Raw genomic sequence first — 16,172 nt, forward strand, 5'->3', positions numbered from 1 at the left:
ATTATTTCCTGCTATGAATAGGATGAGGTTTTTTTATAAAGGTATTTTCAGTAGTTAAGGCTGCATAATTTTTAGTAAATAAAGGAGAAAGAAAAGATGAAGCAATGGGTTCCCAAAATTGAATAATATCTTTAGCTAAAGGAAGTTTACGGAATTTAAGAAACCAAAAAAGAGCCTGATCAGGAGATAGTCGATTTACTGTACTATGAATAAGAGAGTCAAGAGAGGCCTCATTTTTTTTTAAAATTTCTGATAACCATCTAAACAATAAAGGAGATGGTATTGAAGCAGCAATAAAGTAATACTCAAGTAAATCTTGCACTAGAGTCATTGCAGAATAAGGATGTTCTAAAGACAAAGAGAGATAACTAGGAACAAGTAAGCAAGAAAAAGGATCTTCCATAAGAGAAGAACCATTCAGGAGTTCTAAGATAAGAATTTCAGGCCAAAATTTTAGCAATGAAAGAGATTGTTTATCAGAAGGAATTACACGAATATTATTAATAAAAGGTCCAATTTTTCCTAAAATTTTAATACAACTTCCATTGCTTAAATAAATTTCAGGGGGACGTATTTTTAAAATACGTTCATTTTTTTCTTGGATGAATTCTGGGGTTGTTGAGTGATGTTCAGAAAGAAGAACATTATAACGAGAAGCATGATTTGTATGATCATTTAAAGTATTTAATAACGAGAGAATGGAGCTTGAAGCTTTATTTTTAAAAAGAGGAGAAGCAAAGGATAACGAAGTGGGTAAAATAGATGCAGCTTCTATATTTTGGCCGGCCTGTTTAACAGCAAAAGCAGCAACTTCTTCTTCAGTAAGATCAAATCTAGGGTGAAATTGTAACTTTTTTAATTGAGAGCGTGATCCCCAACTATGGTGAAAGAAATGATTTAAGGGAGAAAGAAGAAGGGATTGTAGTTCTCTAACATGAATACAAAGGCTTTTTTTTGGAAGAAATTGTTGAGGAGAAATGTTTTGAAAGGCAGCATTTTCTGAAAAAAAATCTACTAAAGGTGTTTTTTTTTGCACAGCTCCTTGAGCCATTCTAAAATGATGAGGAATAAAAGATTGATGAAAATTTGATTGAGTAAAATATAGTGAAGAATACCCTTTTAAAGGGTGCAGGACGATCTTTTTTAAAGAAGCAAAATTCTTTAATTCTAAAAGCCGATGATCAGTAGATTCATAAGCATCCTCATTAGAGGAGACATAGCTAATAAATAAGGTTTCCCGAGCTGATAAAATAGCATCTAAAAACATTTGACAAGCTAGCTCAAATTGAGTGGGAGCTGGATCTTTTCCAAAAAATTCTTTTAAAAAATCTGTTAGGGAGTCATCTTTTACTTGAGCAAGTTTTCCATCAAATCCTATTAAACAAACATGTTTATAAGGAACACCATGTAAATCTTGAAGTGTCCCAAAAGTAATAGCATTTTCATTATTGATATTAACAGTAGAGCTTCCTTGAATGACAAGATCTTGTAGTAAATCAAAGATAAAATTAAAAGAGTACAGGCTATTATTTTCTTTAATAGCAAAAAATTTTAAGGCTTCTAAATCTTGAGTTGGAATAGAAAAGAAATTTTCACCTAAATCTAAAAGAAATTTTCTCCAAAAAGTAAGTGTTTCACGTCTTTTGTTTCTTAATGGTTCCAAAAATTTATATAAGTGAGAAAGGGTGTCAACCCAATTGCCCAGTAAGCTAATAGCTTCAGGATCAGTAGAAATACTAAAAGGAGAAATCAAAGGGAATTTAGAAAAAATTTCTTCAAAAAGATCTTCCCAAGTAGCAGTAGAGGCATTGTTTAAATCAAGATTTAATGTATGAAATGCTTGTTGGCGATGTTCATGGTTAAATCCCCAAGAAGAAGGAAACATATCTAGCCAATAAGAAATCAGTCTTTTATGCGAATCATTCCACTCAGCTTTTTCAGAAAAAGCTGAGTCAAAAAGAAGAGAATGAAGTGAAAAATAATCCCAAGCTCGATTTTCTAAAAGATGTATCTTATGTAAAATTCGTAAAAAATTGTTTTGAAAAGGATCTTTAAGGCCACTAATACGTATTGGAAGAATATCAAAGACAGCTTTTATTAAAGGAGCATAGATATTGATTTTTTCAGTAATTACAACGATTTCAGATGGACGAGCGCCTTGTTTAAACAAAGAGCCAATATGGTTAAATAAAATTTCTATTTCTCTTAAAGGAGTTTCAGATACGTGTAATTGTAGGCTATCATCTTCTTGTATATTGGATGAAATTTCTAAATCTAACAAATCATTCTGTATTTGTTTAAGATGGGATGAAGAAGAAAATTCATGATAATCTTCTATTGAAAGAAAAGAAGTATTTTCAATCATTAGGGTCATTTTTTTTACAACAGACCCCATATTTGCTAAAAAAGGATGATGATGGTCTTGAGTTAAGTCAAGCCACGCTTCTTGTGATTTTGTTGAATAATTAAGCATTTTCCATTTTTTTATTAAAAAATTGACAGCTTTGTCTGTTGTTTGATCTGTCCAAAATTGCCTGCAAGGAGATAATTGATAAAAAAATAAGGAAGCTTTAGTAGATAGTTTTTCAAAAAAATTAAAATATTTACAAGGAAGATAAGAAAACCCAAAAAGAAAAATTTGAAGATTATTGGAAGAAGGTATGGATTTTAATAACTCTTCTAAAGTTTGAGATAAACAAGGAAAACATTGTTTAGGAAGTTGAAAGAGCTCATTTTGCCAATGATTCAGATTATTAAAAAATTCAGTAAATTCTTCTGTTCCATATAAGTCATATTTTTTAAAAAGTAAAGCTAAGTGTTTTATTAAAGAGTAAGGAATTTCTTGATCAGGAAGTAGGCCAAGAGAAGAATGTTGAATCGAAGATTGTTCTAAAGAATTGTAAATAAGATGAACAAGATCAGCATGAGAAAAAGAAGAGGGCAATGTATTCTTACTACAAAATTTTTGAAGCAAATGATTAATTACACCTCCTAAAAAAGAAATATTACATCCCATTAAAATTCCTAAAGAATTATGAGCTGCTATAGTTTTTTTTAACCATTTACTGATTTCTTTATTAGGGACAATGATAATTCTTTCTGTAAATGGAGATGAATCTATAGCAAATAAATGGGTTACTAAATGCTGAAATAAAGTTTCAAGGCGATTGCTAAAAAACACTCTAGGGTGTTTAATAGTTGACATGTCTTTTTTTTCTGATAAACGTTCATTTAGAGCATTATTCATTGTTCATTTCCTTACTTGCCTAAGTGATAATTTGTATAAAACATTATTAGTATTTTTTTTATTGAGCATAAGCCCAGAAAAAAGTCATGTAGTGCTTACTTTGACAGGATTGCTTTTTGTTGTGCCATTCATTTTATTTGCTGATTTAGCTGGCACACTAGGTGATCGTTGTAAAAAAACAACGATCATTTATTGGACCAAGTCTATTGAAGTAGTGGTCATGGCATTAGGGTTATGGGCTTTTACCTACCAATCAGTGAGTGTGGGCTATATAGTTTTATTTTTGGTGGCTTGCCTTAGTGCAATATTTTCTCCTGCTAAATTTGGAATTTTACCAGAGATTTGTTCTAAAGAACAGCTTTCCTATTGTAATGGCATTATGTTAATGACTACTTACATAGGAAGTATTTTAGGCGTATTTTTAGCATCATATTTGACTCAAGTAGGAAATGGCATTTTTGTTGTTTCAGGTATTGTTTGTTTAGGTATAGCTATAGTAGCTGGTATTCTTTCTTTTGTAATTGCTCCTAGTAATGTAAGAAACACTAAGAGAGCATTGTCGTTTTTTTGTTTTAAAGAGGTTTTTTTATCAGTAAAAATTGCTTGTAAGACACCTTTTTTAGTGCCATGTTTGTGTGGAGGTGCTTTCTTTTTCTTTGTTGTCACATATACACAATTAAATTTACTGCCTTTTGTTTCAGAGCAATTTGGTTGGCCAGAAGTTTATGCAGGTTATCTATTTTTAATCCCAGCTATTAGTTTAGGTTTAGGTTCTTGGTTAGTAGGACGTTTGTCAGGTAAAAAGGTAAGAATTAAACTGCTTCCTTATATGTCATTAGGCATGGCGGGGGGATTTCTCTTACTGTGTTTAGTAGGGCATATTTTTTCTTGGATGGTAATAGCATTATTTATTTTAGGAATGTGCGCAGGAATGTATACCATACCATTACATACCTTTGTTCAAGCTGTTAGCCCAGAAGATAGTCGTGCTAGAAACATAGCTGCCTGTAACTTTTTTGATTTTTTTGGAGTAGCTTGTGCTGCTGTATTTATTTTTCTCGCAGGGAAAGTGTGTCAATTAGGAGCAACAACAGGTTTTGGGGCAATGGCCATAGTTTCTGTTATTGTAAGTATCTGGTGGATGTTGCTATTCAAAAGAAATGCTAAATCAGTTGAATAGATAATCATTAAACTACAGTTTCTTCGTCTTCAGAATTTAAAAATACTGTAAGCTCTTATCTAAGAATTGCTTGCGCAGGCCTTACCCTATGAAGGTATTAAAAGTAATAAATTAGGTGTAAAACTAGAAAGAAGGATGATCGCTGTAACACATTTTTTGCTCCCAGAGATCCCTAAAAAATAAGCAGCTCTTGTACAAAGTTCAGGAGAGACAGGGCCTGACAAACAAAGCATTCTAAGCATATTACTGAGCGCTGCAATAAGAGTAGCGGCTGTTTGAGCAGTAATTGTTAAAAATAATGTTCATTGATATCCACGAGTTGAAGGTCTATAGGGTATGCTAATGAAGGATAGAAATATGTGTATTAAGATTACTTCAGACAGGATAGGTTAATTAAGATTATACCACAGTTTCATAAGATATAATGACTAATTTTTTTGGTTTAATAGGACTTGTTTTTACAGGATCTAAAGGGATATCCAAAGGAGAAGATTCTTCTTCTTCCAATAGAGAGCTAGCTAATAATGTTAAAGCTTGAAGGCTATGTAAAACTCCACCTGTGATAGAGAATGGACCAGCCAAATAATAATTAGGAGAGGGGTTTCCATCAAAGCAAGAACACCCCAGAGCAGTACTGGTTATAGCTGTAGTTGCTCCAGAGACTTGAAAAACGACACTAAGTATTTCTAAGCACTTTTTAATTTTTTTCTTTCTAGAGGGTGTTCCAGGCAATTGCGAGGAGCATAATTTTAAAGTATTGCCTAAACTAATAACAAGTAATACTACGCTTGCAGCACTTACGCTTTTAGACAGGCTTTGATAAACTGCAGGTAAAATTCTTGTAGGAGAAGGTGTAGGGGAAGAACTACTGGGCAGGCAAGGCGTAGAATATTCCTGCATTTGTGTGCCAACGACTATGCCAATAACAGCCATGGCAGCAGTAGCTGTGGCTTGAAGAACAACAGCAGCATTATTTTGTAAATTTGTGCAAGCTTGTTGAAGGCTCCGTGGAGCTCTTCTATTTCTTGTAAAAGATAGAAGCTGGGCAATAGGATTCATAAATTAATAACTAATTAATATTAAAGATGATTTATTATACATTTTTGTTAGATAAAAATATTGTAATTTAAAAAAAAATAATAAAAGGATGATGCTTACTAAAAATTAGCTATTAAAATATTATCTTATGTAAAAATAATTTCTTGAAAACATTGAAATGTCTTTATATAAATAGTTTTACTTTATTAGAAATTTGCTAATTTTATGAATAGTATTAATACAAGAATTTTCAATGTAGTTGGTCTTAGATTCCCTGAAACGCCAAGAGAAGCTTGTCAGAATGTATGCAGAAATTTAATGCATTGTATCAAAATTACTAAAATAGTTACTTCTACAGGGTTAGGTTTACTTGGCTCTACACTACGTCATAATGGTTGTTATGTAGACCCTTATTTGAATATGGATCGATCTTCAAAGGGTCTTTCAATTTTTGTTGTGAATGAGCTGGTAGACGATAGACTATTGGAGACAAGAGGAAATAATGATTATCCAAAAAAGATGTGCCTGTCTTGGTCTTTAATATTGGCTATATGTAGTGGGCTCATAGGTACGTATGAACTTGTTAAGATAATAAGACAATTAAGAAAACAAAAACAAACATGCAATGCGTTATTAAGAAATATTATGCTTGATGGAATCGCATTGAGCGCTAGTTCTCTGAGTGTTTTAACTAATACTATCCTTAGCGAATGTTCTTATAATATGAGAAATCTTTTGCCCAATAAAATGTATGATTGTTTACCTGTAATGGAAGAGCTATCTTCACTTCTTTACTTTACTTATGCAGGTGTATCAGTCTTTGTGGGAGTATGTACTTTATCTTCAAAAAAAGAAAGAACTGTGGCGCACAGGGTTATTTTTAGGGATAATGTTTCACTGATACAGTCTATGGGTTCAGCTTCTGAGGCTTCATTTATGTCTATCTTACCTCAAGAGGCCTTAAATTTAGAAAAAGAGCCTGTTCTTATGAAAGAGTAAATAGATAATAATTTTTTTAAACAAAAAATGGAAAAAATTTACCTGAAAAGACTAGGCTATCTTGATTATTTTACTAGTAAGCATGTGTGGTCATAAAATCCTATTGATTACAGTTAATAAGTAACTTCACTTTACCTGTAGTTTACTAATTTTATGATAAATTTAATTAATGCATATGGGCTACGTCATATTGGTCTTAGATTTCCTGAAACTCCAAGGAAGGCCTGTCATAATATATGTCACAATCTTTATGTCTGTTCTCATATTCCAAAAGCAATCGCATCTATAGGGTTAGCTTTAATAGGAATAGTAATAAATCAAAGAGGTTGTTTTAAAGAGCATTTGAAAGGCGAATTATCCTCTTTCTTAATATCTACGACCATTTTGATTCCTGGATTAGATATATCAGCAATTACAGAGGCTTCTCTAGTTATAAATAATGTAACAGAGTCTAATATTCTAACTAATACACATTCTTTGCTTCAAGAGGGTAAGAATAACTTTGCAGTAATGTTCTGGGGGCCTTTAATAACGCCAGGATCTGAAGATTTTTGTAGATCTTGGGGGATAATAATGTCTATGTGCAATGGAGTAGTATGTATGTTAGCATTATTTAAAATAGTACAAATATGTAAAGTGCATAGGAGAAAAAGTGGTGCTACCGCTGCTCTTATTTCTTCTGCAAATTTGGTATTAGTAACGGCTAGTGCGCTAGGTTTTGTGAGCAGTTCATTAATTCCAACATGTTATACTGATAGTAAGATATCTTCGCTAATGGTATGTGATAGATTGGGGGCACTATCTTGTTGGTCAAGCTTTCTTTACATTACTCATGCAGGCATGCTATTTTTAAGTACACTCTGTTTAGATCTTGACAAAACATCTAGATCAATTGAGTCATTAGATGATGTTGGTGATGCTGAAAGCATGATTATTACTCAGAAAGGAGCATCAGAAGTAGATTCTTTTCAAGAAAATAGTCTGAGTGAAGATAGGATTAGCCTTTTTGAAGCAAACAGGATGTGTTTAGTGCATGCACCACAAAGTGGTAATTCTTGTAAAAATGATTTAAGAGGAAGTGATGAAGGTTATCTAGGAAGAAGTTTTCATAATTCAGATTTTAATTTTTTTTCTGAGGAGTAGTCTTTAGGTAATTTTTCTCATTCAAAATATTTACTTGGATACAGTTAAAGGTATTTTAGTTCCTTTATGTTCCAGGATGGCTTGTAAAGTAGTGAATGATAGACTAGAGCTCCAAGTTTATTTATCTTCAGCCCTTTATTTTATCATGCAGGATTATAGCTGTTAGTATAGTGTGAGATGATTCACATCAAAGAATTAGACCAGATTCATCATTAGCAGATACTTGATGCTAAATAAAAAGGATTGGAGAACACTTTTTAGTGATCTCAGAGCAAGATAAACTCTTAAAAAGATGTATGTATTTATAATGATGCAATTTATAGTGAAGGCAAATATTTTTACACAAAAAGTGTGCTGATTTTATGATAAATTTAGTTAATGTTCATTGTCTGAATTGTTTAGGTTTTCGATTTGCTGAAACTCCGCAAGAAGCTTGTCGCAATATGCGTAGAAATATAAGAAAGCTAATAGAGATTGTTAATGCAAGTGTATCTTTAGGTATAGGCATTATGGGCTTTGTTTTATATCAAAGAGGATGTTATGCAGAACCATTTACAAATACAGAGCCTTTTTTAGCATTAAATAAAACTTTGCTTGTTGCTGTGAAAAAAGGTTCTGAAGATGTTTTATGGAGTACAGTGGCTTCATTAGTTACAAGTAAAACAACATCCTCGATGCTTACAATGACTGCCGCTAGAAAAGAAGAAGATTTGACTACAATTGCTCAAGTTTTGTCGGCAGCAAAACATCCTTGTGCAGCGTGGGCACCATCAATGATAATGTTTTCTAGTACATATGCTGTGGTGATGGTGATGCAATTACTAATAAGATTAAATCAGCTAAGAAAAAGTTCTCCACAATTACTTTTAAATGCAGTTTCGACGGGATTAGTAGTAACAGCAAGTATTTTAAGTGTGCCAGCTAATGTCTTGATGTATCAATGCTCGCTTTCTACAAAGCCTTATCCAGATATGTGTAAGGGCATATTTTATATAGAAAAAGCATCTTTTTTGTTTTATTTTATAAATTCAGGTTTATTAATTGTGAGTATAGTTTGTGCCAAAGCTAAAAAGAAATTAGTTTCGAAAGATTTTGAGCAAGAGGTTGATAAAGAAGAGATGGAGGCGATCAGTTTATTGGAAAGATCTTTATTAAATAATGGGCCCAAACATGATTTAGAGTTATTGAAAGAAGATTCTTTAGAAGGCGATAAAAGGCACGTGTGTTTAGTGCATGCATCGTATTAAAGATGATTTTTATTAAAAAAAGATACTTTAATTATTTTAGGTGTAATTCTTTTGGGGTGTGGTAGATGCAGGAATTGCAGCTATCTAATAAATAGGTTCATTTTAACTAGAGCGTGTGAATTTTATGATAAATATTTTTAATGAAAAAGTGCTGTATCCTTTAGGAGTTAGATTTCCTGAAACTCCGCTAGAAGCTTATGAGAATGTGAAATGGAAGCTTTGCAGGATTGATCGTATCCTTCAAGTGGGCGTGTCAATTGGAATGGGTATATTAGGACTTGTTTTAGAGAAGATGGATTGTTTTACAAAGCATCCTGAATTAATACCATCTTCAACAGTAGCCACAACTTTAACGATTCCTGCTACAGAAGGTATTAGTGTAGATATAGTATTAAGCACAATAACTTCTCTAATAACAAGTGCTGAGGAGCATACAACAGGCACTAATACTACTAGGCCTCTTTTTTCTACAGCGCTTTCAATGATGACAGGGAATGAAATAGCTGAGACTTCTAATGGTACACTCTCATCGAATAGTTCTATAGCACAAAGATTATCCGCGATTTATCCAAGCAATGGCTTTCCAGAACCAGATTATTGCGAGCCAATGTCAGCGCTATCAGCTATGATAGGGGTAGTATTATTTGTGTGGAAAGTTGTTAAAATTGTGAGAAGATGTCGAGGATCAGGAGAAGGTAGATGCGCTCCAAGATTAGTTGTAGCAAGCGATATTTTATTGTTGGGAGCTAGTGGTATTAGTTTTGTAGGTAATGCATTGCGTCTAGCGTGTATTCCAGGGCCAGAAATAGATAATATTCCAGTATGTGAAGAATTATCTTCCATGGTTTTGGTATCTTCAATTCTGTATTTTACTCATGCAGGTGTACTAGTTCTAAGTGCTGTGTGTAATAATAGATCTATACAAAAAAATACAACAGAAGAGCAAGAAGGGTTCTTGTATCAAGTTGCTGATTTGCATAGAGAAGAAGATGTTTAGAGTACAATTACATAAAAAGATTGATAAATTATAGGACAACCAGATTTTTAGAACTTGTAGCGCTTGAATAGTGTCTACAATAGGCTTTATCTTTATGATAAGTTAAAAAGCCATTAAGGAGGGGGTTGGATGATACGTGTTTGGTTGAATTAGAATGTTTTAGTTAAAGAAGCTATAATGGCTGTAGGGATGCTGAAAGTAAGGTTATTTAGAAAATGATAATAGGCATTTCTGTTTGGCGCATGCATTATATTAGAAGATGATTTTTATTAAAAAAATAATATGCTTTAATTCCTTTAGATGTAATCCTTTGGTGGTGTGGTAGATGCATGAGTTGCAGCTAGCTAATAAATAGATTCATTTTAACCATAGTGCATGAATTTTATGATAAATCTTCTCAATACTGTTTTTCTAGGTCGTTTAGGGGTTAGATTCCCTGCAACGACTACAGAGGCTTATGCTAATGTAAAATGGAAGTTATCTATGCTTAATCGTGTGTCTCAAGTGGCTATATCTAGTAGCATGGGTTTGTTGGGACTTTTTTTAGAAAATAGGGGTTGTTTTGCTGAACATCAACCATTAACATCATCTTCAGCAGTATCAACAACTTTAATTATTCCCATTAAAGATAGCACAGAAGGCATTAAGAACGATCTAGTATTGAGAACAACAAGTTCTCTGCTAACAAGCACAGTAACATACACAACAGGTGCTAGTACTACTATTTTGGATTTGTCTAAAATGCTCTCAATTATTACAGTAAATGCAACAAATGGGGTTTTTAATGATACAATCTCATTAATTAATTCTACGTCTCAGGCGAAAGAATGTTTTTCAGGAATAGATCATTGTTTACCAATTTATTGCTTACCAATGATAGCGATAAAAGGCCTTTTAGAAGGAGTATTATTTGTTTGGACATTGGTTAAAATGGTTAGAAGATGTCGAGGATCAGGAGAGGGTGGACGCTTTGCTCAATTAGTTGTTATTGGAGATATCCTATTGTTGGGAGCTAGTGGGCTTGGTTTTTCAGAGGATGTATTATGGCCAGCGTGTTATCCATCTTTAGGAACACCAAATTTGCAAGTATGTACAGCATTAGTTCCAATGGTTTTGGTGTCTTCAATTCTGTATTTTACTCATGCAGGTGTATTAGTTTTAAGTGCTTTATGTGCTGATAGATCTGTAAAAATAATTGAACCAGCAGTGCTAGAAGAAGGAGATATTTGCTTATCTGAAATTCCTGGTGATGAGGCAGTTTCTGAAAGTGTTTAGGATAGAATTACATACAAAAAGCCTTTTGGTGATAGTGCTTAAATAGATATGTCTTTGTTATAAGTAACAAGGCTAGTCAAGAAGAAATGGATGCCATGTGTTTATTTGGAATACCTGTTTTAGATAAGGGTTCTATATTTGGAGAGTTAATGAGAACAGGCATACGTCATATTAAAAATGATTTTTATTAAAAAAAAACAAGATACTTTAATTCCTTGAGAGCTGCAGATATCTCATAAATTAGGTTCATTTTAACCATAGCGTGTGAATTTTATGATAAATTGTATAAATAATAATGTGCTAGGGTGTGTAGGAGTTAGATTTCCTGAAACGCCTAGAGAAGCTTATGAAAATGTAAAATGGAAGCTATCCACGCTTAATCGTATATTTCAAGTAGGTATATCTGGTGGAATGGGTATGCTAGAATTTATTATAGAAAAGATGGATAGTTGTATAGAAAATTCTGCATTAACACCATCTTTAACTATTCCTAATTTAAATAGTACAGAAGACGCTACTGCTGATATAGTATTAAGCACAATAACTTCTCTAACAACAAGCGCAGAAAGCTACACAACAGGCACTAGTGCTACTAGTCCCTCTTTGTCTACAGTGCTGTCAATGATTATGGGAAATGAAACAAATACAACAGGTACTAGTATGACTAGTCCTCTTTTGTCTACAGTGCTCTCCATGATTACAGGGAATGAAATGAATAATACAATTTCATTAATTAGTCCTCGCGAAAATGGGTTATTACAGGCTGGTAAAAACGACAGCGGTTTAAAACCATATTATTGCGACCCAATGGCAGCGATAGCAGCCATGTTATCATTAGCGTTATTTGTGTGGACAGCTGTTAAAATTGTGAGAAGATGTCAAGGATCAGGAGAAGGTGGACAGACTGCCCAATTAGTTACGGTAGGAGATATCTTATTGTTGGGAGCTAGTGGATTGGGTTTTGTAGGTGATTCATTAAGTGCAATGTGTTATCCATGTTCAGATAGTTCTCAAGGATTTACAGACTTATCTTCAATGCTTGGTCTATCTGCAATTTTGTATCTTACTCATGCAGGTGTATTAGTTTTAAGTGCCGTATGTGCTGATAGATCTGTGACAATACTTGAACGAGAAGGATTAGAAGAAGATATTTGCTTATCTCAAATTACTAGTAATGAGGGAGTTGTATAAAGTGTTTAGGATAGAATTACATACAAAAAGTCTTTTGGTGATAGTGCTAAAATAGAGATTTTTTGGTTTTAAGTAACAAGGTTAGTAAAGAGGAAACAGATGGTATGTGTTTAGTTGAAATACCTGTTTTAGATAGAGGTTTCATAGCTGTAGAGTTATTGCAGGCAATGTTTTCTAGAAAATGATAACAGGCAGGTGTTATATTAAAAATGATTTGAATTTAAAAACATAATAAGATACTTTAATTCATTTAGATATAATCCCTTAGAAAGGTGGTAGCTACAGGAGTTGCTTCTGCCTGATAAATAGTGTCATTTTAACCCTACTTTATAAATTTTATGATAAATACTGTTAATCAAAATGTACTAGTTCATTTAGGAGTTAGATGTCCTGAAACCCCGCTAGAAGCTTATGAGAATGTAAAATGGAATCTTATCAAGCTTAATCGTTTGTCTCAAGCAGTTATGTCTAGTGGAATGGGTATATTAGGAATGGTTTTAGAAAAGATGGATTGTTTTACAGAACATCAATCACGAACCCCATCTTCAACAGTTACTACAACTTTAACTATTCCTAATTTAGATGTTACAGAAGGCACTACTACAGATACAGTATTAAGCACAGTAACTTCTCTAACAACAATAACAGAAACACACACAACAGGAGCTAGTACTACTAGTTCTCTTTTGTCTACAGTACTCTCAATGATTAATGGGAATGAAACAAATGCAACAGAGGCTAGCGCTACTAGCCCTCTTTTGTCTACAATGATCTCAATGATTACAGGGAATCAAATAAATGAGAATTCTAGTAGTACAATGGCATTAATTACTGCTGCAGTAAATGGAGTCTTACAGCCTCATACAGCACCACTCTCGCAGAAAAAAGATTATTGCTTACCAATGTCAGGAATAGCAGTTATGATGGGGGGAGTGATATTTGTGTGGGCAGTTGTTGACATGGTAAAGAGATGTCGAGGAGGAAGAAATGGTAGACAATCTGACCCATTACCTGTGGCAGAAGATATCCTATGGATGGGAGCTAGTGGATTTGGTGTTATAGGTAATGTGCTACTTCCAGCATGTTATCCAGGAACACCTAATCCTCAAGTATGTGGAAGACTAGCTCCAATGGTTTTAGTATCTTCAATTCTGTATTTTACTCATGCAGGTGTATTAGTTTTAAGTGCTATATGTTCTGATAGACGTATAGAAACAACTACACCAGAAAGCGAAGAAGACAAAGGTGTTTTTTTGGATGAAATCCCTTTTCCATCAGATGTATGTGAAGACGCTGTTTAGGCTATAATTACATAAAAAGATTCTTTTGGTGATAGTGCTAAAATATGGGACAAGTAGACATTGAGAACTTATAGTCCTTGAAGCGTCCCTAAGATACATTATTTTCTAGATGTTCACCAAGCTTTAATTATCCAGATATTCCAGTTTGTAAAACGATAAAATCTATAGTTTTATCGTTTTTTTGTTTTTTATTAAAAAATAAAATATACACATCTTTTATTCATAATTCATGAATATAATATAGCGATTAAGATTTAATTTAGAAAAATTAGTTCCTTTAAAAGAAAATGATTGAAAATATTATAGATATTAAATAGAAGGTTATTTACCTTTTAGTGAAAAAAATAATTACAAAGCTAATTATATTTTTAACCGTAAATTAATAAATTTTATGATAATGTATATTAATGGACATTATTTAAGGCATCTAGGTATTAGATTTCCAGAAAGTCCAGCAGAAGCTTGCGCCAATATAAAAAAAAAATTAACTACAGCTACTCGGATCTCTCAATTGATTATGTCAGTAGGGATAGGAGTATTAGGGCTTAGTTTAGAAAAGATGGGTTGTTTTACAGAGCATCCAGTAGCAAGTGATCTTCTTACGCCAGTATCTACAAGTTTGACGTTTCCTTTTGTAAGTAGAGCAATAGGTAATGCCACAGATTTTATGGAAAATAGTACTTCTTTTGCTACATTAGCTTCTGTGGTTACAGGGAATACAACAGATCTAACAGAAGGAAATACTACAAGTACTCTTCTTACTACATTAGCTTCTATGGTTACAGGGAATACAACAGATTTAATAGAAGGAAATACTACAAGTACTCTTCTTACTACATTAGCTTCTATGGTTACAGGGAATAGAACAGATTTAATAGAAGGAAATACTACAAGTACTCTTCTTACTACATTAGCTTCTATGGTTACAGGAAATGTAGCAGATGGAATGAATGCTCATGATGAGTCATCGATGTTAATTGTTCCTGGGGAGACAGCTTTTTGGAAAGATCAGGGAGGAGGAGAAACAGATTATTGTTTGCCGCTGTCTGGTTTTGTGTGCATGTATAGTGGAGTAGTATGTGTGTGGACCTTAGTTAAAGTGATAAAAAGATGTAGGAAAATACAACAAGTTGAAGAGGTTGCTGCATTAGTTACAGGAGCAGATATAATATTATTAGGGGCTAGTGGATCTAGTCTTGCAAGTCATTTATTGCTTCCAACATGTTATCCAGGTATAGAAGGCCCATATAATCAAGTATGTAGTGTGTTAGATCCAATGGTTGTAGCATCTTCAGTATTGTACTTTGCTCATGCAGGTTTATTAGTTGTAAGTGCAGTGTGTAAACAATCTCATAGAAAAAGACAATGGTGGGTAAGGAGGTCTATGGAAGATCTTATGCAACAAGTAGGTATACCATTTTTTCGTAGAGATAGGCCTCCTGCAGGAGGAGTAGATCAAAATTCTTTGCTTGTAATTAATGAAACAAATCTAAGTACCTCGCTAGGGCAAAGCTTAGGTATGGTGGATATGGGTCCTTTCTTAGATCTTCCTGCTCTAGAGGAAGTTTAAGAAACAAATTTTTTAACACTTTATTGATTAAGAAGATGTTTACGACGAAATGGTTTATTTCCTTCTGAGGTAAAAGCTCTTTTCTCTGGGTGAGCAGCACAGGCCACAGAACAAGAGCCCTCTTTTGTCTGAATGCATTCAGAACAGGATAAAAAAAGTTTGTTACATTCAGAGTTACAACAATTGAAATAAACATCAGAAGGTGTATCGCAGAATGAACAGGAAGAAATAGGGGAGGAAACTTTTTCATCTAAAGGAATTGAAATACGATCATCAAATACAAATAATTTTCCTTTCCATAAGGCAGAGCCTTCTTCTAAAGCATAGCCAATAACGCCACCATCTAATTGTCCTACATCAGAGAATCCTTCTCTTCTTAAAAGAGCAGAATAAAGTTCACAACGAATGCCACCAGTACAGTACATAAGTATAGGGGTCTTGGGATCAATTTTTTCTAAAAGTTTTTTGGCAAATAAAGGAAATTCTCGGAAATTTTCTAAATCAGGAAGAAGGGCATTTTCAAAATGACCAATTTTTGATTCATAACTATTGCGAACATCTATAACAAGAGATTTTCCTTCTTGAAGGCGATGTTTCCATTCTGAGGGAGAAACATAAGTCCCAGTTTTTTCTATAGGGACAGTTTCGTCTAAAGCAACTAATTGTTTTCTATATTTTACAGAAATGCGCGGGAAAACATTGCCTGATGTTTTCTGTGCTTTAAAGCACAGATCTTTAAAACAAGCAAAGGTTTGCATCCAATTTTTATAAGCCTCCAGAGCAGTAGATTCGCCACTCATTTGGCCATTAATGCCTTCTTCAGATATGTAAATACGACAAGTAATATCTTTACTTGTAAAAAATTTCTTGTGAGCAATAACCATGGATACAGGGTCATTAATTTTTACAAATCTATAAAAAGCTAACGTGTAATAAATTTTTTGATTTTCCATATAGGAAGTTTATCATAAGAGGACAAATAAT

At 33.3% G+C, this 16,172-nt stretch carries 12 protein-coding genes; 9 read left to right on the forward strand and 3 right to left on the reverse strand.

Annotation, left to right across the window (positions count from 1 at the left end; all coding sequences use genetic code 11):
• Position 1: 1 nt before the first annotated feature.
• A complete protein-coding gene (locus tag CLAVI_RS01365) occupies positions 2–3,247 on the reverse strand; it encodes an exodeoxyribonuclease V subunit gamma (protein WP_194843788.1) in 3,246 nt (1,081 codons plus the stop codon).
• Between CLAVI_RS01365 and CLAVI_RS01370 the strand changes: the two genes are divergently transcribed.
• Positions 3,204–4,427 (forward strand): MFS transporter, encoded by a 1,224-nt coding sequence (locus CLAVI_RS01370; protein WP_194843789.1) that lies wholly within the window; start codon positions 3,204–3,206, stop codon positions 4,425–4,427. The two genes, CLAVI_RS01365 and CLAVI_RS01370, sit on opposite strands and share 44 nt — an antisense overlap.
• Before the next feature lie 399 nt (positions 4,428–4,826).
• Here the strand turns inward: CLAVI_RS01370 and CLAVI_RS01375 are convergent, their stop codons facing one another.
• Entirely contained in the window at positions 4,827–5,486 is a 660-nt protein-coding gene (locus CLAVI_RS01375) for a hypothetical protein (RefSeq protein WP_194843790.1), read from the reverse strand.
• 204 nt (positions 5,487–5,690) lie between these two features.
• Between CLAVI_RS01375 and CLAVI_RS01380 the strand changes: the two genes are divergently transcribed.
• The 8 genes from CLAVI_RS01380 to CLAVI_RS01415 all read left to right on the forward strand — a co-directional run bounded on the left by CLAVI_RS01380 (position 5,691) and on the right by CLAVI_RS01415 (position 15,188).
• A complete protein-coding gene (locus CLAVI_RS01380) occupies positions 5,691–6,464 on the forward strand; it encodes a hypothetical protein (protein WP_194843791.1) in 774 nt (257 codons plus the stop codon).
• Positions 6,465–6,617: 153 nt separating this feature from the next.
• Positions 6,618–7,607, forward strand: a complete 990-nt coding sequence (locus tag CLAVI_RS01385) for a hypothetical protein (RefSeq protein WP_194843792.1) — start codon at positions 6,618–6,620, stop codon at positions 7,605–7,607.
• 362 nt (positions 7,608–7,969) lie between these two features.
• Positions 7,970–8,854 carry a hypothetical protein gene (locus CLAVI_RS01390; RefSeq protein ID WP_194843793.1) on the forward strand — a complete coding sequence of 295 codons (885 nt, stop codon included), beginning with the start codon at positions 7,970–7,972 and terminating at the stop codon, positions 8,852–8,854.
• 124 nt (positions 8,855–8,978) lie between these two features.
• Positions 8,979–9,851, forward strand: coding sequence for a hypothetical protein (locus tag CLAVI_RS01395; RefSeq protein ID WP_194843794.1), 873 nt, complete (start codon positions 8,979–8,981; stop codon positions 9,849–9,851).
• 384 nt (positions 9,852–10,235) lie between these two features.
• Positions 10,236–11,126 carry a hypothetical protein gene (locus tag CLAVI_RS01400; RefSeq protein ID WP_194843795.1) on the forward strand — a complete coding sequence of 297 codons (891 nt, stop codon included), beginning with the start codon at positions 10,236–10,238 and terminating at the stop codon, positions 11,124–11,126.
• 273 nt (positions 11,127–11,399) lie between these two features.
• Positions 11,400–12,317, forward strand: a complete 918-nt coding sequence (locus CLAVI_RS01405) for a hypothetical protein (RefSeq protein WP_194843796.1) — start codon at positions 11,400–11,402, stop codon at positions 12,315–12,317.
• Between the two features lie 338 nt (positions 12,318–12,655).
• Entirely contained in the window at positions 12,656–13,618 is a 963-nt protein-coding gene (locus CLAVI_RS01410) for a hypothetical protein (protein WP_194843797.1), read from the forward strand.
• 391 nt (positions 13,619–14,009) lie between these two features.
• Positions 14,010–15,188: a hypothetical protein gene (locus CLAVI_RS01415; RefSeq protein ID WP_194843798.1), complete on the forward strand. Its 1,179-nt coding sequence runs from the start codon at positions 14,010–14,012 to the stop codon at positions 15,186–15,188.
• A 20-nt stretch (positions 15,189–15,208) separates the two neighbouring features.
• Here CLAVI_RS01415 and trhO read toward each other — a convergent pair whose 3' ends face one another.
• Positions 15,209–16,141: an oxygen-dependent tRNA uridine(34) hydroxylase TrhO gene (gene trhO, locus CLAVI_RS01420; RefSeq protein WP_194843799.1), complete on the reverse strand. Its 933-nt coding sequence runs from the start codon at positions 16,139–16,141 to the stop codon at positions 15,209–15,211.
• Positions 16,142–16,172: the final 31 nt, after the last annotated feature.

This window comes from Candidatus Clavichlamydia salmonicola (assembly GCF_015356765.1).
GTDB lineage: Bacteria > Chlamydiota > Chlamydiia > Chlamydiales > Chlamydiaceae > Clavichlamydia > Clavichlamydia salmonicola.